This window comes from Pseudomonas sp. Irchel s3h9, from assembly GCF_900187475.1.
GTDB classification, from domain to species: Bacteria; Pseudomonadota; Gammaproteobacteria; order Pseudomonadales; family Pseudomonadaceae; genus Aquipseudomonas; species Aquipseudomonas neuropathica.
Genome location: NZ_FYDH01000021.1, coordinates 69555 through 95141, shown reverse-complemented (window position 1 = coordinate 95141; position 25587 = coordinate 69555). Strand labels below are relative to the sequence as shown.

Sequence of the window (25587 nt, the reverse complement as noted above, 5' to 3'; positions counted from 1 at the left end):
CACTATTACAATCGGATCAGGCTGCACAGTTACAACGGATATCGGACTCCGGTAGCAATGGAAGCCTTGGCAGCATGAGAAATGACCTAAACCCTATAACCGTGTCCAGTATCGTTTGACCAGATCAGGTGAGGGGGAAAAGGATCTACAGAACACCACAAACTCCAAGCCGAACCCCCAATAAAAAACGACCCTGAAAAGGGCCGTTCTTCCGTGCATCAAAAACTCAAGCCCGCAACGTCCGCGTCATGCGCAACGCCAGCAGACTCCCGCCCACAATCACACCCGCCAACAGATACAACGCCGCGTCGGTCGAACCGGTGCTGTCCTTTACCCAACCCACCAGGTACGGACTGAGGAACCCGGCCATCTGCCCCATCGAGTTGATCAACGCCAGACCACCGGCCGCAGCCCCGGCGCTCAACATGGCCGTCGGCACTGGCCAGAACATCGGCAGGCCGGTCAGCGCGCCCATGGTGGCGATGGTCAAACCCAGAATCGCAATGGCCGGGTTGGCCGCGAAATTCACCGCAATCACCAGACCGATCGCGCCCATCAGCATCGGCACCACCAAGTGCCAGCGACGCTCCTTGCGCAAGTCCGCCGAACGCCCGACCACCAGCATGAACACCGACGCCAGCAGATACGGAATCGCACTCAGCCAGCCAATCACCAGGTTATCGCTGAAGCCAAGGTTCTTGATGATCGACGGCAGCCAGAAGTTGATCGCGTACACGCCGCTCTGGATGCAGAAGTAGATCAGGCCAAACGCCCAGATCGCCGGGTTCTTGAACACCGCCAGCAGCGAGTCGGAGGTGGTTTTCGGTTTGTTCGCCAAATCTTCGGCCTGATCCGCTTCTAGCACTGCACGCTCATGCGGGCTCAGCCACTTGGCGTTGGCGAAGCTGTCGCTCAGCAGGAAATAGGCGAGGGCGCCGAGGATGACGGTAGGAATGCCTTGCAGCAGAAACATCCACTGCCAGCCGGCCAGACCGCCCTGGCCCGCAGCGAAGTGATTGAGAATCCAGCCAGAGAACGGGCTGCCAAGCAATCCGGAAACCGGGATCGCCGACATGAACAACGCCATGATCCGGCCACGGCGGAAGGTCGGGAACCACTGCGAGAGGTACAAAACAACGCCCGGGAAGAACCCGGCTTCAGCCGCACCGGTGAACAGCCGCAGGGTGTAGAACTCGGTCGGGGTGGTGACGAACAACAGGCAGGTCGACAGCGTGCCCCAAGTGATCATCATCACCGCGATCCAGCGCCGTGGGCCGAATCTGGTCAAGGCGAGGTTGCTCGGTACGCCACACAGCACGTAGCCGATAAAGAAGATACCGGCACCGAGGCCGTACACGGTTTCGCTGAATTTCAGGGCATCAAGCATCTGCAATTTGGCAAATCCAACGTTGACCCGGTCGAGGTAGTTGAACAAGTAGCAGATGAAAATGAAGGGGATCAAACGCAGGGTGATGCGTTTATAAACGGCGTTTTTACCGTCATCGATGGTCTGGGTAGCTGCGGCGCTCTGCGACATAGCGGCTCTCTCTTTATTATGATTTTTTGCGATGCAAAGGGTAACGTTGATCGCCCCGAGAGTCTCGGCCACCTTTGGCTGGATTGTCTTTGTGCCTGCGCACAGGGTTTGCCGTCAGACCCTGTGCGGGTGAACAACCGCCAGTGCCATAAATCAAGGATTGCCGCCGCTATGTTTGAACTCGATCACGACCTCGCCCAGGATATCGTCGACCGGGCCATGGCCATTTTGCCCTACAACGTCAACGTCATGGACAGCCAGGGGCTGATCCTCGGCAGCGGTGAACCGGAGCGCATCAACACCCGTCACGAAGGCGCGCAACTGGTGTTGGCCAACGGTCGCGTGGTCGAGATCGACGCGCAGACCGCCGTGCATTTGAAGGGCGTGCAACCGGGGATCAACCTGCCGCTGTTGCTCGATCAGCGCTTGATCGGAGTACTTGGCATCACTGGCGAACCGGAGCAGTTGCGCACTTACGCCGAACTGGTGCGCATGACCGCCGAAATGCTCGTTGGCCAGCGCAATCAGCAGGCCGAGCAGCAATGGCGGCGCCAGCGTTGTGATGATTTGCTGGCGCTGCTGCTGAGCGAGGCGGGGGATTCGCCGCGTCTGGTCGATGAGGCGCAGCAACTTGGCCTCAAACCGCAATTGACGCGGGTGCCGTATCTGTTCGAGCTGGGTCTTGAGCATGGGCCGGGGCAAACCGTTGAGGCGTTGAGTGCCTGGCTGACGTCGCGTTATCCCGATAGCTGGTGCGTGAGTTCGGCGAAGTCGTCACTGCTGTGGTGTCGGCCGGCGAGTCAAAACGTCGAGCATGATCGCTTGCTGGAAAAACTCGACGGCCTCGGCTGGAAGATTCTGCGCATTGCCGTGGGCGGGCAGGCCGATGGACTCGCCGGGCTGCGCCGTTGTTATCGCCGCGTGGGCGACTTGCTCGCCTATGGTCGCGAAGTGTTGCCGCATTCGCGATTGCTGACGCTGAACCGCTATCGATTGCCAGTGATGTTGTGGCGGCATCGTAACGATGATGCACTGGACGAATTGCTCAAACCGTTGCGCAAGGTGATCGCTAAGGACGGCAACGGCCAGTTGCTGGCGACGTTGCGCAGTTGGTGTGAGCACGATGGCCAGAGTCAGGCCTGCGCCGATGCCTTGGGCATTCATCGCAATAGTTTGCGTTATCGGATGGAGCGGATTGCCGAGTTGAGTGGGGTTGATCCGCTGCGGCTCGATGGGATGCTGGCGCTGTATCTTGGGGTGCAGCTGTTACCCCAGACAGATCTGTCAGCGTGAGGTGATTTTGAGGCCGCCATCGCTGGCAAGCCAGCTCCCACAAGGGTTGATGGTGTTCACTACATTTGTGTTCACCGACAATCCCTGTGGGAGCTGGCTTGCCAGCGATGGCGGCCGAACATTCACCGCCACTTTCCCTGTCTTTGTGAAAATGAACAATAAACGCCCCCGCCACTTGTGCAGCGGACAGGCGTCAAGGCGCAGGCCGACTGGCAGCATGAGGGGCATTGCAACCGGAGAATTCCCATGAAGATCGTCATCGCCCCCGACTCGTTCAAGGACAGCCTCAGTGCCCAAGGCGTCGCCGAAGCCATTGCCCTCGGCCTGGCCCAGATCTGGCCGCAGGCAACGATGATCAAATGCCCGATGGCTGATGGCGGCGAAGGCACGGTCGAATCGATTCTGGCTGCCTGCGAAGGCGAACTGCGCCGTACCCGCGTGCGTGGCCCGCTGGGCACAGCCGTCGACGCCGCGTGGGGCTGGTTGCCGCACAACCACACGGCAATTATCGAAATGGCCGAGGCCAGTGGCTTGCAATTGGTACCGCTGGGGCAACGCGATGCCTGCATCAGCAGCACCTTCGGTACCGGCGAACTGATTCGCGCAGCGCTGGATGCCGGCGCGCAACGGGTGATTCTGGCGATTGGCGGCAGTGCCACCAACGATGGTGGCGCCGGGGCGATGCAGGCGCTGGGCGTGAAGTTGCTCGATGCACAGAATCAAGCGTTGGTGGCCGGTGGCTTGGCCCTGGCGCAACTGGCACGCTTGGACTTGAGCGAACTCGACCCGCGGCTGGCGCAGGTGCGTTTCGATATCGCCGCTGATGTGAACAATCCGCTGTGTGGCCCACACGGTGCCTCGGCGATTTTCGGTCCGCAGAAAGGTGCATCGCCGGCGCAAGTGCAGCAACTCGATCAGGCGTTGGCGCACTTCGCCGAACTGTGTGCACAAGCGTTGGGCAAAGACGTCCGCGATGAACCGGGTAGCGGTGCGGCGGGCGGTTTGGGCTTTGCAGCGAAGGCTTTTCTCGGCGCGCAGTTTCAAGCCGGGGTGGAAGTGGTCGCCGAACTGGTTGGCCTTGCCGAAGCGGTCAAAGGCGCTGATCTGGTGATCACCGGAGAAGGGCGATTCGATGCGCAGACCTTGCGCGGCAAGACCCCGTTCGGTGTTGCGCGGATTGCCAGGCAGCACGACGTCCCGGTCATTGTCATCGCCGGGACGTTGGGCGAGGGTTATCAAGAACTTTACGAACACGGTATCGATGCGGCATTTGCCGTGACCAGCGGCCCGATGACACTGGAACACGCCTGTGCCGAAGCACCGCGTCTGTTGCGTGAACGCGCCACCGACATCGCCCGAGTCTGGCAGCTTGCCGCCAAACGCTGAGCCAGATCGGAATCTACCCCTGAAGGAGCTGCCACAGGCTGCGATCTTTTGATTTTGCTTTTAAAAGCTCAAATCAAAAGATCGTCCGAGCGCGGCCCGAGCCTTCGGCAGCTCCTACACCAAGCGATCAACAGTGTTTCATTGTTGTAACACCCGGAAAAATAGTTGCTATTGACCCGCAATCTTCCTAAAGCCTGGCCGATACAGCTAACAGGCGCGCACATAACTTCCTAAAACAGTGACGCCGGACTGAGCCCGCCCCCTCGGGCCAGTGATGACGCATGGACGCTCGTAGTTTCTATCTTTCGAGAGCTCAACTATGTCCCTGCGTAATCTGAATATCGCGCCCCGTGCCTTTCTCGGTTTTGCCTTTATCGCCTTGCTGGTGATCGTACTCGGTGTGTTCGCCGTCAATCGCATGTCGATCATCCGTCAGGCTTCGATCGATATGGACTCGACGCAATTGCCCAGTGTCACCCACCTCAGTGCGGTAACGGAAAACGTCCTGCGCATGCGCATCCTGTCGTTCCGTGTACTGGTCAATCGCGAGCCGGCCAGCCTGCAAGAGGCGCAAACGCGCATTGCCGTGCTGGTCGACAAGGCGCGCAAGGCTCAGGCCAGCTATGCCGCGCTGCCGGCAGGCCCTGAAGAACGTGAAATCTACCAGACCTTCTCAACCACCCTGGACAACTACCTGCAAGCGCAGAGTCAGATGATTGAGCTGTCGCGTCAGGACAAACTCGACGAGATGCGCACCCTGATCAACACGCGGATCAAGGAGGGTACCGACCAGATGGGCGAGCAGCTCAACAAGCTGATTGCAATCAATACGACCGATGCGAAAACGGCGGCCACCAAGGCTGGTGAACACTACGACAGCGCCGTGACCGGGATCATCATCGTTGCCGTGATCGCAGCGCTGGCCACCGTGCTACTGGCCTGGCTGCTGACCCGCAGCATCGTCACCCCGCTGAACCGTGCCGTACTGGCCGCACAAACCATTGCCGACGGCAACCTGAGCAAAACCATCGAAGTCGACGGCAAGGACGAAGCGACGCAGTTGCTGCAGGCGCTCGCCACCATGCAGAGCAACCTGCGCAAAACCATCGAACAGATCGCCGGTTCCGCCACACAACTGGGCGCCGCTGCCGAAGAGCTCAGCGCGGTGACCGAAGAAGCCTCCCGTGGCCTGCAGCAGCAGAACAACGAAATCGAACAAGCCGCCACCGCCGTCAACGAGATGACCGCCGCTGTCGAAGAAGTGGCGCGCAACGCCGTGTCGACCTCCGAAGCCTCGAACCAGTCAACCCACGCCGCCCGCGAAGGTCGCGATCAAGTGGTGAAAACCGTCGACGCGATCCAGACTATGACCCACGACGTGCAGAACACCGCGCAGATGATCGAAGGCCTGGCCGCGCAGGGCCGTGATATCGGCAAAGTGCTCGATGTGATCCGCGCCATCGCCGAACAGACCAACCTGCTGGCCCTCAACGCAGCGATCGAAGCCGCACGCGCCGGTGAGGCCGGGCGCGGTTTTGCCGTGGTCGCGGACGAGGTTCGGGCATTGGCTCATCGCACCGCGCAGTCTACCCAGGAAATCGAAAAAATGGTCGCCGGCATCCAGAACGGCACCGGCGAAGCGGTGTCGTCGATGCAGCAAAGCAACCAGCGCACCCAGACCACCCTGGAAATGGCCCGCGCCGCTGGGGTTGCGCTGGAGCAGATCACCCAGTCGATCCATCAGATCAACGAACGCAATCTGGTGATCGCCAGCGCCTCGGAAGAGCAGGCGCAAGTCTCGCGCGAGGTCGACCGCAACCTGGTCAACATCCGCGATCTGGCTACGCAATCGGCCGCCGGGGCCAACCAGACCAGCGCCGCGACCCACGAACTGTCGCGACTGGCGGTGGATTTGAACGCCATGGTGGCGCGTTTCGTGATTTGAGATACGGTGAAGGCTGGAGACCGCGCAATCAGGAGACGTACATGCGCTATTCAGCCTTGACCCAACGAATCGCCGGGGAGGGAGCCGCTGCCTGGCAGATTCACGACCGAGCGCTGGAGCTGCGCGCCGAGGGTGTCGATATCTTGCTGCTGAGCGTGGGCGACCCGGATTTCGATACACCGCTGCCGATTGTCCACGGCGCGATCGACAGTTTGCTGGCGGGCGATACCCATTACTCCGAAGTGCGTGGTCGTCTGGCGCTGCGCAAGCTGATTGCCGACCGCCATCGTCGGCGTAGCGGGCAAGCGGTGGATGCCGACCACGTAATCATCATGCCCGGCGCGCAATGCGCGGTGTATTCGGTGGCGCAATGTCTGCTCGATCCCGGCGATGAAGTGATCGTCGCCGAACCCATGTACGTCACCTACGAAGGCGTGTTTGGCGCGTGTGGCGCAACGGTGGTGCCGGTGCCGGTGCGTCCGGAAAACGGCTTTCGCGTCGACCCGGTGGATGTTGCCGCGCGTATCACCCCGAAAACCCGCGCCATGCTGCTCAACAGTCCGAACAACCCCAGCGGCGCAAGCCTGTCACTGCTGATCTGGCAAGAACTGGCGGCGCTGTGCATCCGCCATGACTTGTGGCTGATCAGCGACGAGGTCTACAGCGATTTGCTTTACGAAGGTCAGCACGTCAGCCCGGCGAGCCTGCCGGGCATGGCCGAGCGCACGGCGACGATCAACAGCCTGTCGAAATCCCACGCCATGACCGGCTGGCGCATCGGCTGGATGATCGGGCCGAAGTCGTTGGCCGAGCATTTGGTCAATTTGTCGCTGAGCATGTTGTTTGGCCTGCCGGATTTTGTGCAGAAAGCCGCAGAGATTGCGTTGCAGTCAGACCTGCCGGAAGTGACGCAGATGCGCGAGGAATATCGCCTGCGCCGGGATCTGGTGTGCGAGCGTTTGAGCGGTTGCCCGGGGCTGTATCCGATCCGTCCAGATGGTGGCATGTTCGTGATGGTCGATGTGCGCCAGACCGGTCTCGGCGCACAGGCGTTTGCCGAACGGTTGCTGGAGGGCTATGGCGTGTCGGTGCTGGCCGGGGAGGCATTCGGGCCGAGCGCGGCGGGGCATATCCGCATTGGTTTGGTGGTCGATCGGGTGAAACTCGCGGATGCCTGTGCGCGGATTGCGTTGTGTGCGGCGCAGCTTTTACAGGCGCGTAGTGCTTGATGGTGTTGGGTTGCCTGCACTGGCCCATCGCTGGCAAGCCAGCTCCCACAGTGATTTGAGGTGGACATGATAGTTGTGTCCGCCCGAAAACCCTGTGGGAGCTGGCTTGCCAGCGATTAGGCAAGAACAGGCACTGAAGATCTCAACCCTGCCAGGCCGATGGATTCACCAGATTCGCCGGCCTCTCTCCCTTCAACGCAGCCAACAAATTCTCCACCGCACACCGCGCCATCGCCTCCCGCGTCTCATACGTCGCCGAGCCCATGTGCGGCGTCGCCACCACATTATTGAGTTGCAACAACGGCGAATCGTGATTCAGCGGCTCACGCTCGAACACATCCAGCCCCGCCGCCCGAATCCGTTGATGACGCAGCGACTCGATCATCGCCGCCTCATCGACCACCTTGCCCCGCGAGATATTGATGAAGATGCTTTCCGGGCGCATCAGCGCGAACTGCTCGGCGCCGATCAAACCTTCGGTCTGCGCCGTCAGCGGCAAGGTTAGGCAAATGAAGTCGGCCTGCTTGAGCAGATCTTCGAGGCTGCGGTATTGCGCATCGAATCGCGCCTCGACCGCCGGTTTGCGCGACTGGCTGTGATAGATCACCGGCATACCGAATCCGAAATGCCCACGCTGCGCCAGCGCTTCGCCGATACGGCCCATGCCGATAATCCCCAGCGTCTTGCCATGTACATCGGTGCCGAAATGCGCCGGGCCGATATTGCGGCTCCATTGGCCGCTGCGCACCATGTTCGCCAGTTCCACCACACGCCGGGCAGCGGCGAGGATCAGGGCGAAACCGGTGTCGGCGGTGGTTTCAGTGAGCACGTCCGGGGTGTTGCTCAGGAGGATCTTGCGCTGACTCAGGTAATCGATGTCGTAGTTATCGACGCCGACCGAGACGCTGGCGATGGCTTCGAGTCGCGGCGCGAGATCGAGCAAGGCTGCGTCGAGTTTCAGGCTGGCGCCGAGTAAACCTTGGGCGCGGGGCAGGGCATCACGCAGTTGCATGAGGCCGTCGGCGTCGAGGCTGTTGATCAGCGTCACCTCACACTGCTCTTGCAGACGAGCCATCAGCGCGGGTGAAGGTTTCTTGTACAACACGACCTGTTTTTTCATGGCAAAAATCTCTTCAGGAGTGCGCCGGCACGGCACGCGTGGCGACGGCTTTGGCGACGACGCGATCACTGGCGCCGGGCTTGAGAAAAATCGTTAACACCACCGACAGCAGCAACGCGCCGCTCATCAATAGGTACGAAGCGCCGGGCGAACCGGTGGAGCTGTTCAGGTAACCGACCAGATACGAGCCGCCGAACGAACCGAGCGCGCCCATGCTGTTAATCAGCGCCATCGCGCCGCCGGCAACGTTGGCCGGGAGAATCTCCGGGACGATGGCAAAGAACGGCCCGTAAGGCGCGTACATGCACGCGCCGGCAATTACCAGTAGCGTGTACGACCACCAGAAGTGTTCTGCGCCCAGCGCGTAGGAGCCGTAAAACGCGATCGATGCGATCAGCAGTGGCGGCCAGACGAAGCGTTTGCGCTTTTGCAACTTGTCCGAACCCCACGACACCACAAGCATGCCGATCACCGCCGCCAGATACGGCAGCGCCGACAGCCAGCCGGCTTCGATCATGTCCATTTGCGCGCCGGCCTTGAGGATCGACGGCAGCCACAGCACAAAGCCGTAAACGCCGATGCTCCAGCAGAAAAACTGCAGCGCGAGAATGATCACCTTCGGCGAACGGAACGCCTCGGCGTAGTTCTTCACTGCTTTGATACCGACCTGTTCAGCAGCCAGTGCGCTTTCCAGATCCTGCTTTTCCTGCTCGTTGAGCCACTTGGCCTGCGCTGGACGATCATCGGCCAGACGCCACCAGATAAACGCCCAGAGTACCGCCGGCAGGCCCTCAATGATGAACATCCAGCGCCAGCTGAAATGCTGCACCAGATAACCCGAAACCACCGACATCCACAGCATCGTCACCGGGTTGCCAAGGATCAGAAAGGTATTGGCCCGTGAGCGTTCGGCACGGGTAAACCAATGGCACAGATACACCAGCATCGCCGGCATTACAGCGGCTTCGACCACGCCGAGCATGAAGCGGATGACGATCAGCCAATAGGCGTTGGAGACCACGCCGGTCAACGTGGCGAGACCGCCCCAGAGAATCAGGCTGACGAAAATCAGTTTCTTCACGCTGTGTTTTTGCGCGTAGATCGCACCCGGCACCTGGAAGAAAAAGTAACCGAGGAAGAACAGCGCACCGAGCAGCGATGACAGGCCCGGGGTGATCATCAGGTCTTCGGCCATGCCCGATGCGGCGGCGAAGCCGTAGTTGGCGCGATCCAGATACGCCAGGCTGTAGGTGATGAACACGATAGGCATGATGTACCACCAGCGGCGGGTGGCGAGGGTTGCGGTTTTCATGGGTCTTGCTCCTGAGCTTGTTGTTTTTGTCGCAGCAGGTTCAAACAACTTCTCGTTCCCACGCTCTGCGTGGGAACGCTTCTAAGGACGCTCCGTGTCCTCTGTGACGCGGAGCGTCACGGTATGCATTCCCACACTGGAGCGTGGGAACGATCGATCAAGTTCAGCCCGAGTTGGAAGGCCCTCCATATCCCCGCGACTCTGCACCGCCCGACTGCCAATCCAGTTCGCACGCTGCACCGCCTCGGCAAAACTCTGGTGCTCAAGCAGGGCACTGATCATCCCCACCGCAAAACCATCACCGGCACCGACCGTGTCGACGACATGCGCCACCGGCACACCGGCGACAAATCCCGATGCCAGATGCGTTCGGTAATAAGCGCCTTCCGGGCCAAGCTTGATCGCCACCGCTTCGGCACCTTGATCAAGATAAAACGCAGCAATGTCCGCCGGGTCTTCGAAACCGGTGAGCAAACGGCCTTCGCTCAACCCCGGCAGCACCCAATGGGCGAGAGCGGCGAGGCGGTTGATCTCGCCGATCATCTCGCGCTCGCTGGCCCACAGGCTCGGGCGCAGATTGGGATCGAACGACACGCTGCGTCCGGCGTTGCGCATGCGTGTCATCAATTCAAAGGACATCTCCCGCGCCGAGGCCGAGAGCGCTGGAGGAATGCCAGTCGCATGAAGATGGCGAGCGCTCAGCAGATTGGTCGTAATCGACTGCGGCGACAAATGACTGGCCGCCGAACCGCGTCGGAAATACTCGACCTGCGGGTCGCTGCCATCGTCATTGCGCGATTTGAACTGGAAACCGGTCGGGTGCTGTTTGTCGACGTCGACGTGGCTGCAATCCAGACCTTCCTTGATCAAGGCTTCGACCACAAAGCGCCCGAGCGAATCGTCGCCGACCCGGCTCAGCCACGCGACGTTGAAACCCAGGCGCGACAGCCCGATCGCGACATTGCTGTCGGCCCCGGCGATGCGCTTGTGAAAGTCTTCGACTGCCGCCAGATCACCGGTCTGCTCGGCGACCAGCATCGCCATGGTTTCGCCGAACGAGAGAATATCGATCTCAGACATGAGCAGGCTCCAGACGCGATTGGCCGAGGCGGGCGAGGGCGGCGACGTGCTCGGTGGTCAGTTGCACCAGATCATCACCCTGCAACGGATATTCGGCGGCGCGCATAACGCCTTGGGCCATGTGCCGCAACAGTTGTTCCCACAGATGCAGGTCACTGACGGCCGGCGGCACCGCCACCAGTTTGCCGTCGGCGCGACGGGCCACGGCTTTGCAGTGCACATAGCCGACATGGCGGCCGAGCAGGCGGGCGGCGCTGGTGGCGGACTGGTCCTGCCACTGCCAGTTGCCAATGTCGAAAGTCATTTTGATCGGCAGATTGTGCTGCTCGACGGCGGCGAAGAAGCGCTGAAACGGTTCGATGCGTCCGCCGTGCAGAGTCTGGTCGTTTTCCACCAGCAGTTGCACTGAAGTGCGCTTCAGGCGTTCGGCCAAGGCTTGCAGATCGTTGGTGTCGGTGAAGTAGCCGAGGGAGACTTTCAGCCATTTCGAGCCGAACGCTTCGGCTTGTTGCAGTGCGGTGATCAACTCGGGATTGGGCTGCGCCTGACCGGCCAGCCACAGTTCGGTCGGTGAGGAATAGATGCTTAGCAAGCCCTGCGCCTGCGTGGCCTGCGCCAGCTGCGCAGGGTCTTCACGCGTCAGCAGTTCCTCGCGCCACTCAATGCGATTGGCCCCGGCGGCAGCCAGAACCTCGATGAAAGCATCCTGCCCGCGCTGGCGTACAAGCTCGGCGCCGTAGCTGGACAGGCTGATGGAAACGGCGGGTTTATTCATTGTTATTGACCTCTGAAACCGGTTTCATTTTTGTTCAAAAAAATATCAGGTGTTGCTGTGTTGTTCTCTCGGGCGCCTTCGCGAGCAGGTCAAGCACTACCAACCTCACGGGTTGACCCACGCTCAACCAGCACCGGCGCAAAATCCACCACCCGCGCCACCTCATCATCCCCACGCAACCGCTTGAGCAAACACTCAAACGCCCGCGCGCCAATCTCCTGCGTCGGCTGAGCCAGCGCGGTAATCCCGCTGCCCACCAACGGATACCAATCCAGATCGTCCAGGGCAATCAGCCCGACATCCTCGAACAACCGCACACCCATCTCCCGCAATGCCGTTGTGGCAGCAAGCGCCGCCACACCATTGGCGCAAAACAATGCTTTCGGGCCGTCGCCGGGAGTGTTTAAAAAGGTTTGAAGTTGCGTGCTCAGGTCATCGCCGGTTTCTAGCACCGCCCCGGCCAGGTTCGAGTGCAGCGCGATCTGCGCCTGAAAACTGCTGACCCGCTCGATCCGCGAGCTGGTGCCGTCATACGGTTCAGTCACCAGCACCAGATCCCGATATCCATGCTGCTCCAGATGCGTGATCGCCATCTCAACGGCTTGCGGGTTGTTCAGCCCGACCATGTCGCTGTCGAGCCCGTCGACCTTGCGATCCACCAGCACCAGCGGCATCTCGCGGCGCAGTTCATGCAGTTCGTCACGGTGATGGCCAAGGGTGTTCACGATCAGCCCTTCGATGTTGTACGAACGCAACAGCGCCAGGTGCTGGCGTTCCTGCTCGTCATCGCGGTCGGTGTTGCACACCACCAGGCTGTAGCCATGCGCACGGCAAGCGGTTTCCACCCCGTGCATTACGGCAATCGAATAAGGGTTACGGATATCGGCGACGAGCATACCGATCAGGCGTGTGCGCCCGCGCTTCAGCCCGCGAGCCATCTGGTTAGGTCGGTACCCGAGCTCGGCGATGGCGTGCTCGATGCGCAGAGCGATGGCATCGGAGAGCAGGGCGCGGTCATCGCCGATGAAGCGCGAGACACTGGCCTTGGACACGCCGGCGCGCTCGGCGACGTCGAGCATGGTTACACGGCTGCGTCGGGCGGTGGAGAAGACGTTCATGGTGGCAACTTTATTTTTGTTGGATGAATTTTGTTAATCGTTGAAACCGGTTTCAGATAACACCAAATACTCCGCCTTCGTCAAGACACGCCTACTACCTGAAGACGTATGCAACCTGAAAATCCCGACAAGCGGTCACGTACCCTGTCAGATCTGACAGTAGGCGGAACTCATTTTGAAGCGCCTAATAAAAGTCATAGCGTTGCAAGCCGATTCAAGCAGGTACGTCAAATGAACGATCCAAAAACAACAAACCTAGCGGGGCGGCCTGGCACTGATCCAATCGGTGTATTTGATTACGACCCCCCGGTAGTTATTGAGGTCGATGCGAATGGAGTCATTCTTCCTATTGCCCATCAAAATGGCTTGACTGTAATAGTACCGAGATGGCCTTTTCCGGCGCCGGTTGGGTCATCGAATTTTCTTTATATTTATTTGGAGGGGGACGAGGTTTTTAATCAAAACTATCCGAGTCCACTAACCGAGCCAGATTATCGGCCAGTCATTGCGCCTAGGTTCTTCGCCGCCGATGGAACGTACCGTTTGCATTACGAGACCATCACGGAAGGAAATCCCGCTTACTCGGGCGACACAATTCTTGTCGTTAGACGCACGCCACCTGTTTTATTGGTTGAACCTGAATTTCCGAGTAGAAGTCTGCACGGATATTTGAATTGCGGTTCGACTCCCAGGTTATGGGAGAAGGTGATCGTGCGCATTCCAGTGCCAACGCTGGTGGATTGGTTCGAGAACGACGAGTTGCGTTTGGAGTGGACCGGGTATGCAAGTTTGAATGCTTCCGGTCCAGTGCTGTTTACCCACGAACTGAAGAAGGTATTGACCGCTCAGGAAGTGGTAGAGGGATATGATTTTTTGATAACCGATTATGTGCAATATGTAAAACCGTTGGAAAAGAATTCCTCGGCGTTGGCGGTCTATTCGATATACCGAAACGGTGTGCCTTTTGCGAAGTCATCTCCTGGGCTTATTAAGGTAGACAGGATAATTCCTGGAACAAATCGCAGCTGTGAACCTTGATTGTTGTTGTTTTTTGAAACTTGCTGGATTGCGTTGTTTTTTTGCTGGCGTCGTTAATAAACGGAAGGGAGCTGTTAACATGACAATCGATATGAAGCTAAGCGCTGTACAACAGGCCGCGGAGAACTCTCGGAAAGAACTCAGAAAAAATCGATTAAATATAGGCGTTTCGGCAGATTCGCCAAAACCTGTGATTGTGGGTGTGGCAGATGGTGGAGTAGTGCCCGTTACGATATTGAAAAGCGCCGCGGCACAGGCGGCGACTACAACAGTTGCACGCCAGCCCGATCTTCCCATTACGGTTACTGTTTTCGCATGGGAGTTTCCGAGTGACAGAGACGAAGTAGTTATCGAGGGCTATGCCTTTCAGGAGGGTATCGACGACCCGGATGCTCCTGATAGCTGGGCATGGGTGGAGTGGCTGCGTCAACCGGCCCCCGCTGTTTCCGGTCGGCCTACTCAATGGAATGTCACGTTGCCTGCGGGCAGGCTCACGGATATTCTCACGACGGGTTCTGCCTCACCTACCCAGTGGAAAATCCAAAGTTCGGGACAACTGGACGGCAACCCTCAATACTCTGAAATCACCACTTGTTTCGTGGATACTTTCGCGCCTTTCCACAACAAGGGCGATGTCCGTGTTCTGGCACCCACCCGAGTGGACTTTCCACTGCCTGCGAACGCTAAAATTGATACGGCCTATCTTGAAACCATTCGAACTACCGGGATGGAGTTCACGTTGCCGGTCACAGATGGCAAGTGGGAAATTAAAGCTACAGATAAATGCTTTATTTACTTGAGCCCAACGCTAAGGCCTACACGTCAGCTCACCCCGACTTTGACTGTTGATCCTGTTCCAGCGGATGGGAAGGTGTCTATCCCGATGCTGGACATCAGTAAACTGGCAAACGGTACCGTGTGGCTGATCATGGCCTATGAAGATGCGGCGGGTAACCGCAGCGCAGATATGCTCGCCTACAGTCGAATCGTCGAATTTGTCCCACTTCCTGTCCCCGCTCCTCCGATCATTGACGCTGCCAACACCGCCGGCGATAACGTCATTGACCTCGCCGATGTGAGGTTCTACGGAACTTCAGGGGTACCGATTAGAGTTTTACGTCCTCTAAATACGCAAGACACCGACAAGGCTACTGTGTTTTTCGAGAATTTTGAAACAATTGACCTTGATCCTCCGGTGCAAGAGTTTGGAACCAATACCGAGTTGACCTTCAGGATTAAATGGATTGACTTGAAAACGATTTACGCCTCCCTTGCTGGAGGAGACCCTGACGTTCGTGAAGTTGGCACGCGTGTCGTGTGGACCTGGATGCGTGGTCTCACTCCGAAAGACTCCCCGGCGGCAACTCCCGATCTGGATTTCTCCTACCCAGGTGAGGAAAACCCGGATGAGCCTGATGAAATCAATAAATTGCTGGCGAAAGTGCAACTTCGTGGGGTCGACAAGATTCTGAATACACTGAATCCTCCGGATCTGCTGACAGATCCGGAGGTCATTATTCCATTGCCGACCACCGAGCCATTGGGTAACGACGTTGTTTGTAAGTGGTTCTACAACGGACTTGTCGTCAATGAGTTTTCACCGGAAGGTTTGACAGAATACAAAGGTACTTTGCCCGCCCAGAGAGTGGTTGATGGTCAAGCCGGGGACAAATTGACCTACTGGAGCTTCTCGTATATCGGCGGTATCAACCCGCAACGGTCTCTGGATGAAACGGTCACGGTGACAACTGTCGCGAAGGAAGTGCCTGACCCGGTCATTGACAGGTTGTTCGACAACGGCACGATTATCAACTGCCCAACCGTTGGATTCATCCGAGGCGTCAAACCACCTCTGCCGTTTTTGACTTTCAGGGTCGCGGCGAATCCTGTTCTGGCTGGCTTGCAAAGCATTACCGCCCATTGGGTTGGGACTACTGATGCTGCCGGACAATCGCCAATCACTGATACCGATCAAGATGTGCCTATTACTGTAACCGGAGCCGAAGCCACGACGGGCATCACGGGTCAGATCGCGGAATATCTGACCAAGATTGTACCGATCCAGACGCGCCCGGATCCTTTCCCTGTACCTGCGCCGGCGATTACTTATGCATCACTCAAGTACACGGTGGTGTGGACCGATGGTACTCGAGCAACATCGAATGCCACAGTGAAGATTATTTCTCTGGTCAATGGGAACCGTGAGTTCTGTCATGAAGTGAGGTGATTAGAGGGAGAGTCAAGAAAACCGGGTCCGATTAAACGGGAGGCATGAGAAATGCCTTCCCGTTTGGTTTTTTCAACGGCGCAGATTTTTCTTTCAGTAGTTAAGGATTAGTCCTACAGAAAAGCGAGAACTTGGTCTGTAGCCTTCTGGCCATTCTGGGGGAGGAAACTTTAATGGGAAGCCCCCCAAAGTTATCCTTGTTGATTTATTTTTGGGTGGTAATTCTTATGCCTTTGCATTGTTTTGACAAAAAACTGATGGCGGGTCGTGCAGGAAAATTCTGGTTTCTCGCTTTTTCCGTATTGTCCACATCGATGGCTCATGCTCGCGCCATCATCACCGATGAAACGATCAATAATAGTGCGCCAGTGGAGGACTTTATTATTGGGCGGGGTGCTACGTTGACCGTGAATAATGCTGAGACATTAAATATTTCTTCGAATGCTTCAAAGCTGGTTGTTAATGCCGGAACCTTGCAAGATATTCGAGCAACTAACGGTTCGACAGTGACGCTCGATCGTGCCACGGTCACGGCGCGTGCAAATCAGCCGGCTGTCACCATTACCAACTCAACCGCTGTCATCACAAACAGCACGATTACCAGTGATACCACAGGGTTGCAGGTTGGGCGTATACCTAGCGCGCCTCGTGAGACAGTGGTGTCCCTGATTGGAACTACGGTTACCGGCGGTATAGAAGCAGCGGTCGTCAGCGCGCAAACTACACTCAACCTGACCCGTTCTGATCTGATTTCCAATAGCGCCAATGGTTACGGTTTACGCTTGGCCAGCGGCGATGTTTTCGCACAAGGCGGCAGTATCGTCGGAGGAATGAATGGCATCTTGCTGAGCGGGGATAATTTTATCGATCGCGCCAATACCCTGGTGCTGGATGGCACGCGCGTGTCGGGAGGCAGCGGTGCCGCTATAGCGGTCGATAGCGCCGGGCGTTCGATTGTTACTAACGTACACGTACGCAATGGTGCCGATCTGGTTAGCGGAAATGGCAATTTGTTAGAGGTTGGCAACGGTGGATTAGTTAACCTGACTGTTGATAACAGCGCACTCACTGGAAACGTCGAAATTGCAAATGGCGCGTCTGCCAATATCACATTGCAAAATGATAGCTCGTTGTCCGGTAATCTTCACAATGCGGCAGCAGTTAATGTGAATAACCGAAGCTTTCTCAAAGGGGATATTGTTAACGATGTGCCTGGCGGTGCTTCTGTAGTAATTGACTCTGCGTCTGTCGTCCAGGGGAATATTTACAACTCCACGAGCGTCGATGTGAATAATGGCGCTCAGTGGAAAATGACCGGAAACAACCTGGTCAGTAAACTGCATCTTAATGGCGGCACTGTTGATTTGACTGGCGGTGATGCGTTTAATCGTGTTGATATCGTCAATCTGTCGGGCACTGGTGTTTTTGCGATGAGAGCAGATCTTGCCGCTGATGAAAGTGATTTTTTGAATGTTTCCGGTACGGCTACAGGGAGCCACCAGTTATTGATAGCTGCCAGTGCCAACGATCCAGCTTCGGGTAATCCTTTGAAAATCGGTAACATTGCGACTGGCGATGCCGCTTTCTCTTTACTGAATGGTTCTGTGGATGCGGGAGCATTCACTTATAAACTGTTAAAGGAAGGGGAGGGGTTGTACCTTGCTCCGGACAAAGAGACGGTCAGCACAGGTACCAATACGGCCCTGGCAATTGCTGCAACTGCACCGACTATTCTCTATGCAGAAATGACTACGTTGAATAATCGACTCGGTGATCGACGTTTGAATGGCGCTGAGCCGAGTGTCAGCGCCCGATCGACAGGACAATCTCAAGCCGGGGTCTGGATCCGAACCTATAGCAATCAATACAATGTTGACAATGCCTATGGTGACGGTTATTCACAAAGCCAGAAAGGTGTATCGGTGGGGGCAGACGCACCTTTACCGATAGGAGATGGCCAATGGCTGGCGGGAGGCTTTGTCGGTTATAGCAAAACCGAGATGGATCTGAAACGAGGGAGCAACGCGACTGTCAACAGCGGATATCTTGGCGGCTATCTAACCTGGTACGACGCAGCGACGGGCTTTTACGTTGATACGGTCACCAAAATCAACCAGTTCGATAACAGTGCCAAAGTCACTATGAGCGATGGAACACGAACCAAAGGTGATTATAAGAATCTGGCACTCAGTGGTTCGGTCGAGGTTGGCAAACATATCGCTTTTGAAAATGGCGTGTTCCTGGAACCCTTTACCCAAGTCGCGGCTGCCATCGCTCAGGGCAAGGACTACACGCTTGATAATGGCTTGCGCGTCAGTAATGATCACACCCGCTCACTGGTCGGCAAGGTCGGTACCACGGTCGGCAGCGAAATGGCCTTGGCCAATGGTGGAAAATTGCAACCCCGATTAAAAGTCGCACTTTCACAAGAATTTATAAAAAATAACAAGGTCACTGTGAATGACACTCAATTTAATGATGATCTGTCGGCTACTGCTGTGGAGTTGGGCGCAGGAATAAACTGGACGCCGACGAAAAAAGCCTGGCAGGTTTACAGTGAGGTCAATACCAGTACGAGTAAAACCGTCAGCCAGGATTGGAGCGCTAGCGTCGGAGTGAGTTATAACTTCTAATGTTTGTATAAGAATCATAAAATAAAAAGGAAGCCAGGCTTCCTTTTTATTGTTCGCTATTTTTCAAATGATTGCGGTGTCGTAACTTAATTGGCCGGAGATTTTGAATGAGCTGCCTTCGGTGTCGCTAACGGTTATATCAAAATTCCCATCGATTTTGCTGACTTCATCACCTTTGCGTATTAGGTCCAGAAATACTGTGCCTTGGATGGCAGAATAAATATGAGGCTCGGCATCAGCTGTGTCGATGTAGTCAATTTTGAGTCCCTTGGTTGTAACGGGAATGAAGAAAGTTCCGCCTTCAGTGCCTTCAGGGAAAAGCAGGGTAATCGTTTTCGTGTCGATTCGGGTTTCATCTACTCTAACAATGTGCTCGGCTGTGAATACCCATTGTTTGCCACCTAATTCCGGGTAGTCTTCCAGTTTCAGATTGAAGTAATTGGCGTTAAAGTTTACTACGTCGTTATTGCGCAAGATTTGGGCAGTGAATGAATTTATGGTTTGGATGGTTACATTGAGCGGCGCATTCATGAACGTTCTCCGAATTTAGTTGGGTACCTATCCATAAGCCAGATCCAGCTTAATGCATGGATGTCACATATAAACGTGTGTGCGCAACTTTGTATACTGTCAGAGTTGACAGGTGTACAGGTGGGTAGTTTTATGCTTCTGCAGATTGCAAGGGTGTTTCTTTATATGCAGTACGGTTTTTATACTTTAAAGCGTGATGCCCTGATTTCCCATGTTGGAAAGCGTATCAAACCATCGTTCGCTGGCTCGTATGGTAATCAAATTGCAGGCGGTAATCCTGAAAGGCTTCGCACCGCCGTCAGCCGAACAACCCCGCTGCAATATTGATCGAAAACCCCAGGATTGCTGTGTTGAAAACAAATCCGATCAACGACTGCGCCAGCACGATTTTCCGTATATCCCGTGTCGCCACGCCTACATCCGCTGTCTGCACTGCCACACCGATGGTGAACGAGAAGTACAAGAAGTCCCAGTAGTTGGGCGTGGTCAGACCTTCGGCAAAACGCAGGGCCGGCTCCTTGCTATCGCAGGTGTAATACAACCTCGCGTAGTGCACGCAGAAAATCACTCCGATCAGCAGCCACGAACCGATCACCGTGAGGGCGGTAAAGCCGTAGTGCAGGAGCTTGCGCGTGGTTTCCAGATCTTTGCTGCCCGCGAGTTCGAAGGTGATGGTCGCCAGACTAGCGAGGGCAGCGATGCACACCACAAACAGCACCAGCCCGGCATTTTCGTCTTCGACTTCAGCGATACGTTTGACGTCCGGCGCCTTGGCGCGCACGGTCAGCCAGAACATCAGGATCAGGTAAGTCCAGACACCGGCGTTCCAGCCGATGAGGATTTTGCTGACGATGGAATCGGCGGGGGCCAACAGACCAGTGGCGAGGCCGAAGAGGGCGGCGGCAGACAGGCGAGGGTGGGTGCGGGCGAGGAAGCGCATGGGGACTCGATGGGCCAGGGTAGTTCAGACACCTTAGCCCAGCGATGCAGGATATGACCACTGACTCGAGTTTATGAAGAACCCTGTGGGAGCGAGCCTGCTCGCGAAGGCGTCGGTAGATTCAACATAGATGTTGGCAGACCGGACGCTTTCGCGAGCAGGCTCGCTCCCACAATTGGTATCAGTGGGGTTTGGTGAATCGTTGTACGAGCTTCATGACCACGACGAAGAACACCGGGACGAAGATGACCGCCAGCGTCGCGGTGATCATCCCGCCAATCACGCCGGTGCCGATCGCCTGCTGACTCGCCGAGCTGGCGCCGGTGGCAATGGCCAGTGGCACCACGCCGAGAATGAATGCCAGCGAAGTCATCACGATCGGTCGCAGACGCAAACGCGCGGCCTGCAACGTCGCATCGATCAGGTCGTGACCTTCGTCATACAGGCTCTTGGCAAACTCGATGATCAGGATCGCGTTCTTCGCCGACAGACCGATGATGGTGATCAGGCCAACCTTGAAGAACACATCATTGGGCATGCCGCGCAATGTCACCGCCAGCACCGCGCCGAGCACGCCCAGCGGCACTACCAGCAACACCGAGGTCGGAATCGACCAGCTCTCGTACAGCGCCGCCAGACACAGGAACACCACCAGCAACGACAGCCCAAGCAGGATCGGCGCCTGGTTGCCGGACAAGCGTTCCTGCAACGACAGCCCTGTCCATTCCTGGCCCAGACCTTTCGGCCCCTGCGCCACCAGACGTTCAATCTCCGCCATGGCCTCACCCGTGCTGTGCCCCGGCGACGGTTCGCCGGAAATCGCAATCGCCGGATAGCCGTTGTAACGGGTCAACTGCGCCGGGCCTTGAATCCAGTTGGCCTGCACGAACGCAGACAGCGGCACCATGTGCCCGGTGTTGTTACGTACATGCATTTTCAGCAGATCGGCCACCTGGCTGCGTTGATCGCCTTCGGCTTGCACGACAACACGCTGCATGCGCCCCTGATTGGGGAAATCGTTGATGTAGCTGGAGCCGACGGCAGTGGACAGCACATTGCCGATATCGGCGAACGATACGCCCAGGGCATTGGCCTGCTTGCGGTCGACCACCAACTGCACCTGCGGCGCTTCGGCCAGCGCGCTTTCACGCACGTTCATCAGTACCGGGCTTTTCTCGGCGGCTGCGAGCAGTTCGGTGCGCGCTTGCATCAAGGTCGCATGGCCGAGGCCGCCGCGATCCTGCAAGCGGAACTCGAAACCGCTCGATGTGCCGAGGCCATCCACGGGCGGTGGCAGCACCGAGAACGCCATGGCGTCCTTGATTTCAGTCAGTGCGATATTGGCGCGATCGGCAATCGAGCTGGCGGCATCATCACTGCTGCGCTGCGACCAGTCCTTCAGCGTCGAGAACGCCAAGGCTGCGTTCTGGCCGCTCCCGGAGAAACTGAAACCGAGAATCACCACGGTGTCACTGATCCCCGGCTCGCTGGCGTTATGTGCCTCAAGCTGTTCAGCCACGGCCACCGTGCGGTTCTTGGTAGCGCCGGGCGGCAGTTGAATATCCGTGATGGTGTAGCCCTGATCTTCCACCGGCAGGAACGAGGAGGGCAGACGCGCGAAGCACAGGCCCAGTCCAACCAGCAGCACAGCGTAGATCAGCAGGTAACGGCCGCTGCGTTTCAGCGCATAGCCGACCCAGCCCTGATAGCGATCAGTCAGGTGCTCGAAGCGGCGGTTGAACCAGCCGAAGAAGCCGGATTTTTCGTGGTGTTCGCCCTTGGCAATCGGCTTGAGCAGCGTCGCGCACAGTGCCGGCGTGAGGGTCAGGGCGAGGAACGCCGAGAACAGAATCGATGTCGCCATCGACAGCGAGAACTGCTGGTAAATCACCCCGACCGAGCCTTGCATGAACGCCATCGGAATGAACACCGCGACCAGCACCAGCGTGATGCCGATGATCGCGCCGGTAATCTGCGTCATGGCTTTGCGTGTGGCTTCCTTGGGCGACAGGCCCTCGGTGGCCATGATCCGCTCGACGTTCTCCACCACGACGATGGCGTCGTCCACCAGAATACCGATGGCCAAGACCATGCCGAACATGGTCAGCACGTTGATCGAGAAGCCCAGCGCGAGCATGGTCGCGAACGTGCCCATCAGCGCCACCGGCACCACTAGCGTCGGGATCAACGTGTAGCGCACGTTCTGCAGGAACAGGAACATCACCGCAAACACCAGCAGCATCGCTTCGCCCAAGGTGTAAATCACTTTGGTGATCGAGACTTTGACGAACGGCGAAGTGTCGTACGGAATCTTGTATTCCACGCCCGCCGGGAAGTAGCGCGACAGCTCATCCATCTTCGCCCGCACCAGGGTCGCGGTGTTCAGCGCGTTGGCGCCCGGCGACAACTGCACGCCGACAGCGGTCGACGGTTTGCCGTTGAGACGCGTACCGAACTGGTATTCCTGACTGCCGATCTCGACCCGCGCGACGTCACCGATGCGCACGGTGGAGCCGTCGCGATTGGCCTTGAGCACGATGTCGGCGAACTCTTGCGGCGTCGACAACTGCCCCTTCACCAGAATGGTCGCAGTAATTTCCTGGCTGGACGGATTGGGCAGATCGCCGATGCTGCCAGCGGACACCTGGGCGTTCTGCGCCACGATAGCTTCATTGACGTCAGCCGGTGTCAGGTTGAACGCGATCAGCTTCTGCGGATCGATCCAGATGCGCATGGCCCGTTCGGCGCCGTACAACTGCGCCTTGCCGACACCTTCCAGACGTTTGATCTCGTTCATCACGTTACGCGCCAGATAATCACTGAGCGCCACGTCATCGAGCTTGCCGTCGCTGGAGGTCAGGGTGATCAGCAAGAGGAAACCGGACGAGACTTTTTCGACCTGCAAACCTTGCTGATTGACCGCTTGCGGCAGGCGCGACTCGACTACCTTGAGGCGGTTTTGCACGTCGACTTGCGCCAGCTCCGGGTTGGTGCCCGGCTGGAACGTGGCTTTGATCGTCGCGCTGCCGAGGCTGCTTTGCGATTCGAAATACAGCAAGTGATCGGCGCCGTTGAGCTCTTCCTCGATAAGGCTGACCACGCTTTCATCGACGGTCTGCGCCGAGGCGCCGGGATACACGGCGTAGATTTCGATCTGCGGCGGGGCGACGTCGGGGTATTGCGCCACCGGCAACTGTGGGATGGCCAGCGCACCGGCCAACAGGATGAACAGCGCGACGACCCAGGCAAACACCGGGCGGTCGATAAAGAACTGCGGCATAGAAAAGCGTCCTGCTTACTGACCAGAGGTCTGGGCAAGTGGAAGAGGGGTGTTGTCGATCTGCACGGTTTCGCCGGGGCGGGCGTGTTGCAGGCCTTCGATGACGATGCGGTCGCCGGGCTTGAGGCCGCCGGTGACGATCCAGCGATTGTTCTGCACCGCGCCCAGTTGCACCGGTTGCTCAGCGACGCGCATCTGCTCATCGACGGTCAGCACCTGAGCAATGCCGGCGCTGTCACGCTGCACGGCACGCTGCGGCACGGTAATGCCGTTCTGGATGGTTGCCTGTTCCAGACGCACGCGGATGAAACTGCCCGGCAGCAAGTCGAGATCCGGATTTGGGAATTCGCTGCGCAGGATGATCTGACCCGTGCCCGGGTCGACGGTGATGTCGCTGAAGAGCAATTTGCCTGGCAGCGGATACAGGCTGCCGTCATCCTGAATCAGCGTGGCTTTGACCTGATCCTGGCCGACTTCCTGCAGTTGCCCGGAACGGAACGCGCGGCGCAACTCGTTGAGTTCACGGGTCGACTGGGTGAGGTCGGCGTGAATCGGGTTGAGCTGCTGAATCAGTGCCAACGGTGTGGTTTCGTTCTGCCCGACCAGTGCGCCTTCGGTGACCAGCGCACGGCCGACGCGACCGGAAATCGGCGCGGTGACGGTGGCATAACCCAGATTCAGTTTCGCCCGCTCGACGGCAGCCTTGTTGGCCGCAACGTCAGCGGCGGTTTGCCGGGCATTGGCGCGGGCGTTGTCGTAGTCCTGAGCGCTGATGGCTTTGTCATCGATCAACTGGGCGTAGCGTTGCTCTTGCAGTTTCGCTTGAAAGGCATTGGCTTCTGCCTTGCGCAGCGCAGCTTCGGCGCTGTCGAGGTCAGCCTTGAACGGCGCCGGGTCAATGCGGAACAGCACATCGCCTTTTTTCACGTCGCTGCCTTCGCGGAAGGTGCGTTGCAAGACCACACCGGCCACCCGTGCGCGCACTTCGGCGATGCGTGGCGCGGCGATGCGGCCGCTGAGTTCGCTGCTGATCGTCAGGGGATGCGCTTCGAGCGTCTCGATGCGCACCGTGGCCGGTGATGCCTGATCCTCGGCTTTCGAGGATGAATCACAGGCGCTCAGTGTCAGCGCCATCGCGATCAGGCCGAGTCCGGCCAGCAGTTTCTTCGACATGTACAACCCCCAATATTGATGTCCGCATCCTACGGGCAGACGCCGAGATTAGCGGTGAAGCTTTGTAGGCGCTGTGTGAAATTGTGTAAGGGTTTTGCTCAGGGATGGGCGAGGGCGTATATCCTTCAGGTCTTGAAATTTATTGCGACAGATAGATAGCTTTCGCGAGCAGGCTCGCTCCCACAGGGGATCGCATTCCAAGTGTGGGAGCGAGCCTGCTCGCGAATGGGCCTTATCAGTCGCCACAGCACTTTCTGGATCACCCCATGCCCAACATCCTCCTGGTCGAAGACGACACCGCCCTCGCCGAACTGATTTCCAGCTACCTGGAGCGCAACGGATACTCCGTCAGCGTGATCGGCCGTGGCGACCATGTGCGCGAGCGGGCGCGAGTCAATCCGCCGGATCTGGTGATCCTCGACCTGATGCTGCCCGGCCTTGATGGCCTGCAAGTCTGCCGTTTATTGCGCGCCGATTCGGCGACGTTGCCGATCCTGATGCTGACGGCTCGCGATGACAGTCACGATCAAGTGCTGGGCCTGGAAATGGGCGCCGACGATTACGTCACCAAACCCTGCGAGCCGCGCGTGTTGTTGGCACGGGTGCGCACCTTGTTGCGCCGCAGCAGCCTCGGCGAACCGCTGACCGCCAATGACCGCATTCTCATGGGCAATCTGTGCATCGACCTGTCCGAGCGCACCGTGACGTGGCGCGATCAGCCGGTCGAGCTGTCCAGCGGCGAATACAACTTGCTCGTGGTGCTGGCTCGCCATGCCGGCGAAGTGTTGAGCCGCGATCAGATCCTGCAACGCCTGCGCGGTATCGAATTCAACGGCACCGACCGTTCGGTGGACGTGGCGATTTCCAAGCTGCGCCGCAAGTTCGACGACCATGCGGGCGAGGCGCGCAAGATCAAGACCGTGTGGGGCAAGGGCTATCTGTTCAGCCGCTCAGAGTGGGAATGCTGAGC

General features: G+C 57.8%; 19 protein-coding genes. 9 read left to right on the top strand and 10 right to left on the bottom strand.

Annotated elements, in window-relative coordinates; translation table 11 throughout:
* Positions 1 to 226 precede the first annotated feature (226 nt).
* Entirely contained in the window at positions 227 to 1537 is a 1311-nt protein-coding gene (locus tag CKW26_RS27455) for an MFS transporter (RefSeq protein ID WP_095050899.1), read from the bottom strand.
* Positions 1538 to 1708: 171 nt separating this feature from the next.
* Between CKW26_RS27455 and CKW26_RS27450 the strand changes: the two genes are divergently transcribed.
* From CKW26_RS27450 to CKW26_RS27435, 4 genes are all read left to right on the top strand, one after another.
* Positions 1709 to 2830, top strand: coding sequence for a sugar diacid recognition domain-containing protein (locus CKW26_RS27450; RefSeq protein WP_095050898.1), 1122 nt, complete (start codon positions 1709 to 1711; stop codon positions 2828 to 2830).
* Positions 2831 to 3076: 246 nt separating this feature from the next.
* Positions 3077 to 4216: a glycerate kinase gene (locus CKW26_RS27445; RefSeq protein WP_095050897.1), complete on the top strand. Its 1140-nt coding sequence runs from the start codon at positions 3077 to 3079 to the stop codon at positions 4214 to 4216.
* 319 nt (positions 4217 to 4535) lie between these two features.
* Entirely contained in the window at positions 4536 to 6161 is a 1626-nt protein-coding gene (locus CKW26_RS27440) for a methyl-accepting chemotaxis protein (RefSeq protein ID WP_095050896.1), read from the top strand.
* 41 nt (positions 6162 to 6202) lie between these two features.
* Entirely contained in the window at positions 6203 to 7390 is a 1188-nt protein-coding gene (locus CKW26_RS27435; RefSeq protein WP_095050895.1) for a pyridoxal phosphate-dependent aminotransferase, read from the top strand.
* Between the two features lie 142 nt (positions 7391 to 7532).
* Here CKW26_RS27435 and CKW26_RS27430 read toward each other — a convergent pair whose 3' ends face one another.
* The 5 genes from CKW26_RS27430 to CKW26_RS27410 all read right to left on the bottom strand — a co-directional run bounded on the left by CKW26_RS27430 (position 7533) and on the right by CKW26_RS27410 (position 12795).
* On the bottom strand, positions 7533 to 8510 hold the full coding sequence (locus CKW26_RS27430) for a D-glycerate dehydrogenase (RefSeq protein ID WP_095050894.1): 978 nt from the start codon (positions 8508 to 8510) through the stop codon (positions 7533 to 7535).
* Between the two features lie 13 nt (positions 8511 to 8523).
* Positions 8524 to 9822 (bottom strand): MFS transporter, encoded by a 1299-nt coding sequence (locus tag CKW26_RS27425; RefSeq protein WP_095050893.1) that lies wholly within the window; start codon positions 9820 to 9822, stop codon positions 8524 to 8526.
* Positions 9823 to 9903: 81 nt separating this feature from the next.
* Positions 9904 to 10902 carry a sugar kinase gene (locus tag CKW26_RS27420; RefSeq protein ID WP_256579970.1) on the bottom strand — a complete coding sequence of 333 codons (999 nt, stop codon included), beginning with the start codon at positions 10900 to 10902 and terminating at the stop codon, positions 9904 to 9906.
* The gene (locus CKW26_RS27415) at positions 10895 to 11677 is read right to left on the bottom strand and encodes a sugar phosphate isomerase/epimerase (RefSeq protein ID WP_095050892.1); all 783 of its coding nucleotides are present in this window, start codon (positions 11675 to 11677) and stop codon (positions 10895 to 10897) included. Before CKW26_RS27415 ends, CKW26_RS27420 begins: the two co-directional genes overlap by 8 nt.
* An 89-nt stretch (positions 11678 to 11766) precedes the next feature.
* Positions 11767 to 12795, bottom strand: a complete 1029-nt coding sequence (locus tag CKW26_RS27410) for a LacI family DNA-binding transcriptional regulator (RefSeq protein ID WP_095050891.1) — start codon at positions 12793 to 12795, stop codon at positions 11767 to 11769.
* Between the two features lie 231 nt (positions 12796 to 13026).
* On the opposite strand from CKW26_RS27410, the gene CKW26_RS29915 reads away from it, so the two are divergent.
* From CKW26_RS29915 to CKW26_RS27400, 3 genes are all read left to right on the top strand, one after another.
* Positions 13027 to 13833: a hypothetical protein gene (locus CKW26_RS29915; protein WP_141231885.1), complete on the top strand. Its 807-nt coding sequence runs from the start codon at positions 13027 to 13029 to the stop codon at positions 13831 to 13833.
* A 79-nt stretch (positions 13834 to 13912) separates the two neighbouring features.
* Positions 13913 to 16060 (top strand): hypothetical protein, encoded by a 2148-nt coding sequence (locus tag CKW26_RS27405; protein ID WP_095050890.1) that lies wholly within the window; start codon positions 13913 to 13915, stop codon positions 16058 to 16060.
* A 173-nt stretch (positions 16061 to 16233) separates the two neighbouring features.
* Complete coding sequence (locus CKW26_RS27400; RefSeq protein WP_095050889.1) at positions 16234 to 18693, top strand: autotransporter outer membrane beta-barrel domain-containing protein; 2460 nt, start codon at positions 16234 to 16236, stop codon at positions 18691 to 18693.
* Positions 18694 to 18756: 63 nt separating this feature from the next.
* Here the strand turns inward: CKW26_RS27400 and CKW26_RS27395 are convergent, their stop codons facing one another.
* Entirely contained in the window at positions 18757 to 19224 is a 468-nt protein-coding gene (locus tag CKW26_RS27395) for a hypothetical protein (protein ID WP_095050888.1), read from the bottom strand.
* A 132-nt stretch (positions 19225 to 19356) separates the two neighbouring features.
* Between CKW26_RS27395 and CKW26_RS29910 the strand changes: the two genes are divergently transcribed.
* Positions 19357 to 19551 carry a hypothetical protein gene (locus CKW26_RS29910; protein WP_141231884.1) on the top strand — a complete coding sequence of 65 codons (195 nt, stop codon included), beginning with the start codon at positions 19357 to 19359 and terminating at the stop codon, positions 19549 to 19551.
* On the opposite strand, the gene CKW26_RS27390 is transcribed toward CKW26_RS29910, so the two are convergent.
* From CKW26_RS27390 to CKW26_RS27380, 3 genes are all read right to left on the bottom strand, one after another.
* Positions 19523 to 20164 carry a DUF1345 domain-containing protein gene (locus CKW26_RS27390; protein ID WP_095050887.1) on the bottom strand — a complete coding sequence of 214 codons (642 nt, stop codon included), beginning with the start codon at positions 20162 to 20164 and terminating at the stop codon, positions 19523 to 19525. The genes CKW26_RS29910 and CKW26_RS27390 overlap by 29 nt on opposite strands.
* A gap of 181 nt (positions 20165 to 20345) precedes the next feature.
* Positions 20346 to 23444, bottom strand: coding sequence for an efflux RND transporter permease subunit (locus tag CKW26_RS27385; protein WP_095050886.1), 3099 nt, complete (start codon positions 23442 to 23444; stop codon positions 20346 to 20348).
* Between the two features lie 15 nt (positions 23445 to 23459).
* Positions 23460 to 24617 (bottom strand): efflux RND transporter periplasmic adaptor subunit, encoded by a 1158-nt coding sequence (locus CKW26_RS27380; protein WP_095050885.1) that lies wholly within the window; start codon positions 24615 to 24617, stop codon positions 23460 to 23462.
* Between the two features lie 266 nt (positions 24618 to 24883).
* Between CKW26_RS27380 and CKW26_RS27375 the strand changes: the two genes are divergently transcribed.
* A complete protein-coding gene (locus tag CKW26_RS27375; RefSeq protein ID WP_007912171.1) occupies positions 24884 to 25585 on the top strand; it encodes a response regulator transcription factor in 702 nt (233 codons plus the stop codon).
* The last annotated feature ends 2 nt before the right edge of the window (positions 25586 to 25587 follow it).

What these genes read in the sequence shown, in the direction of transcription:
- CKW26_RS27415 (WP_095050892.1), bottom strand. Translation starts at nt 11,677, where the DNA reads ATGAATAAACCCGCCGTTTCCATCAGCCTGTCCAGCTACGGCGCCGAG.
- CKW26_RS29910 (WP_141231884.1), top strand. Translation starts at nt 19,357, where the DNA reads ATGCTTCTGCAGATTGCAAGGGTGTTTCTTTATATGCAGTACGGTTTT.
- CKW26_RS27405 (WP_095050890.1), top strand. Translation starts at nt 13,913, where the DNA reads ATGACAATCGATATGAAGCTAAGCGCTGTACAACAGGCCGCGGAGAAC.
- CKW26_RS27455 (WP_095050899.1), bottom strand. Translation starts at nt 1,537, where the DNA reads ATGTCGCAGAGCGCCGCAGCTACCCAGACCATCGATGACGGTAAAAAC.
- CKW26_RS27400 (WP_095050889.1), top strand. Translation starts at nt 16,234, where the DNA reads ATGGGAAGCCCCCCAAAGTTATCCTTGTTGATTTATTTTTGGGTGGTA.
- CKW26_RS27395 (WP_095050888.1), bottom strand. Translation starts at nt 19,224, where the DNA reads ATGAATGCGCCGCTCAATGTAACCATCCAAACCATAAATTCATTCACT.
- CKW26_RS27445 (WP_095050897.1), top strand. Translation starts at nt 3,077, where the DNA reads ATGAAGATCGTCATCGCCCCCGACTCGTTCAAGGACAGCCTCAGTGCC.
- CKW26_RS27420 (WP_256579970.1), bottom strand. Translation starts at nt 10,902, where the DNA reads ATGTCTGAGATCGATATTCTCTCGTTCGGCGAAACCATGGCGATGCTG.
- CKW26_RS27390 (WP_095050887.1), bottom strand. Translation starts at nt 20,164, where the DNA reads ATGCGCTTCCTCGCCCGCACCCACCCTCGCCTGTCTGCCGCCGCCCTC.
- CKW26_RS27425 (WP_095050893.1), bottom strand. Translation starts at nt 9,822, where the DNA reads ATGAAAACCGCAACCCTCGCCACCCGCCGCTGGTGGTACATCATGCCT.
- CKW26_RS27380 (WP_095050885.1), bottom strand. Translation starts at nt 24,617, where the DNA reads ATGTCGAAGAAACTGCTGGCCGGACTCGGCCTGATCGCGATGGCGCTG.
- CKW26_RS27410 (WP_095050891.1), bottom strand. Translation starts at nt 12,795, where the DNA reads ATGAACGTCTTCTCCACCGCCCGACGCAGCCGTGTAACCATGCTCGAC.
- CKW26_RS27440 (WP_095050896.1), top strand. Translation starts at nt 4,536, where the DNA reads ATGTCCCTGCGTAATCTGAATATCGCGCCCCGTGCCTTTCTCGGTTTT.
- CKW26_RS29915 (WP_141231885.1), top strand. Translation starts at nt 13,027, where the DNA reads ATGAACGATCCAAAAACAACAAACCTAGCGGGGCGGCCTGGCACTGAT.
- CKW26_RS27385 (WP_095050886.1), bottom strand. Translation starts at nt 23,444, where the DNA reads ATGCCGCAGTTCTTTATCGACCGCCCGGTGTTTGCCTGGGTCGTCGCG.
- CKW26_RS27375 (WP_007912171.1), top strand. Translation starts at nt 24,884, where the DNA reads ATGCCCAACATCCTCCTGGTCGAAGACGACACCGCCCTCGCCGAACTG.
- CKW26_RS27435 (WP_095050895.1), top strand. Translation starts at nt 6,203, where the DNA reads ATGCGCTATTCAGCCTTGACCCAACGAATCGCCGGGGAGGGAGCCGCT.
- CKW26_RS27430 (WP_095050894.1), bottom strand. Translation starts at nt 8,510, where the DNA reads ATGAAAAAACAGGTCGTGTTGTACAAGAAACCTTCACCCGCGCTGATG.
- CKW26_RS27450 (WP_095050898.1), top strand. Translation starts at nt 1,709, where the DNA reads ATGTTTGAACTCGATCACGACCTCGCCCAGGATATCGTCGACCGGGCC.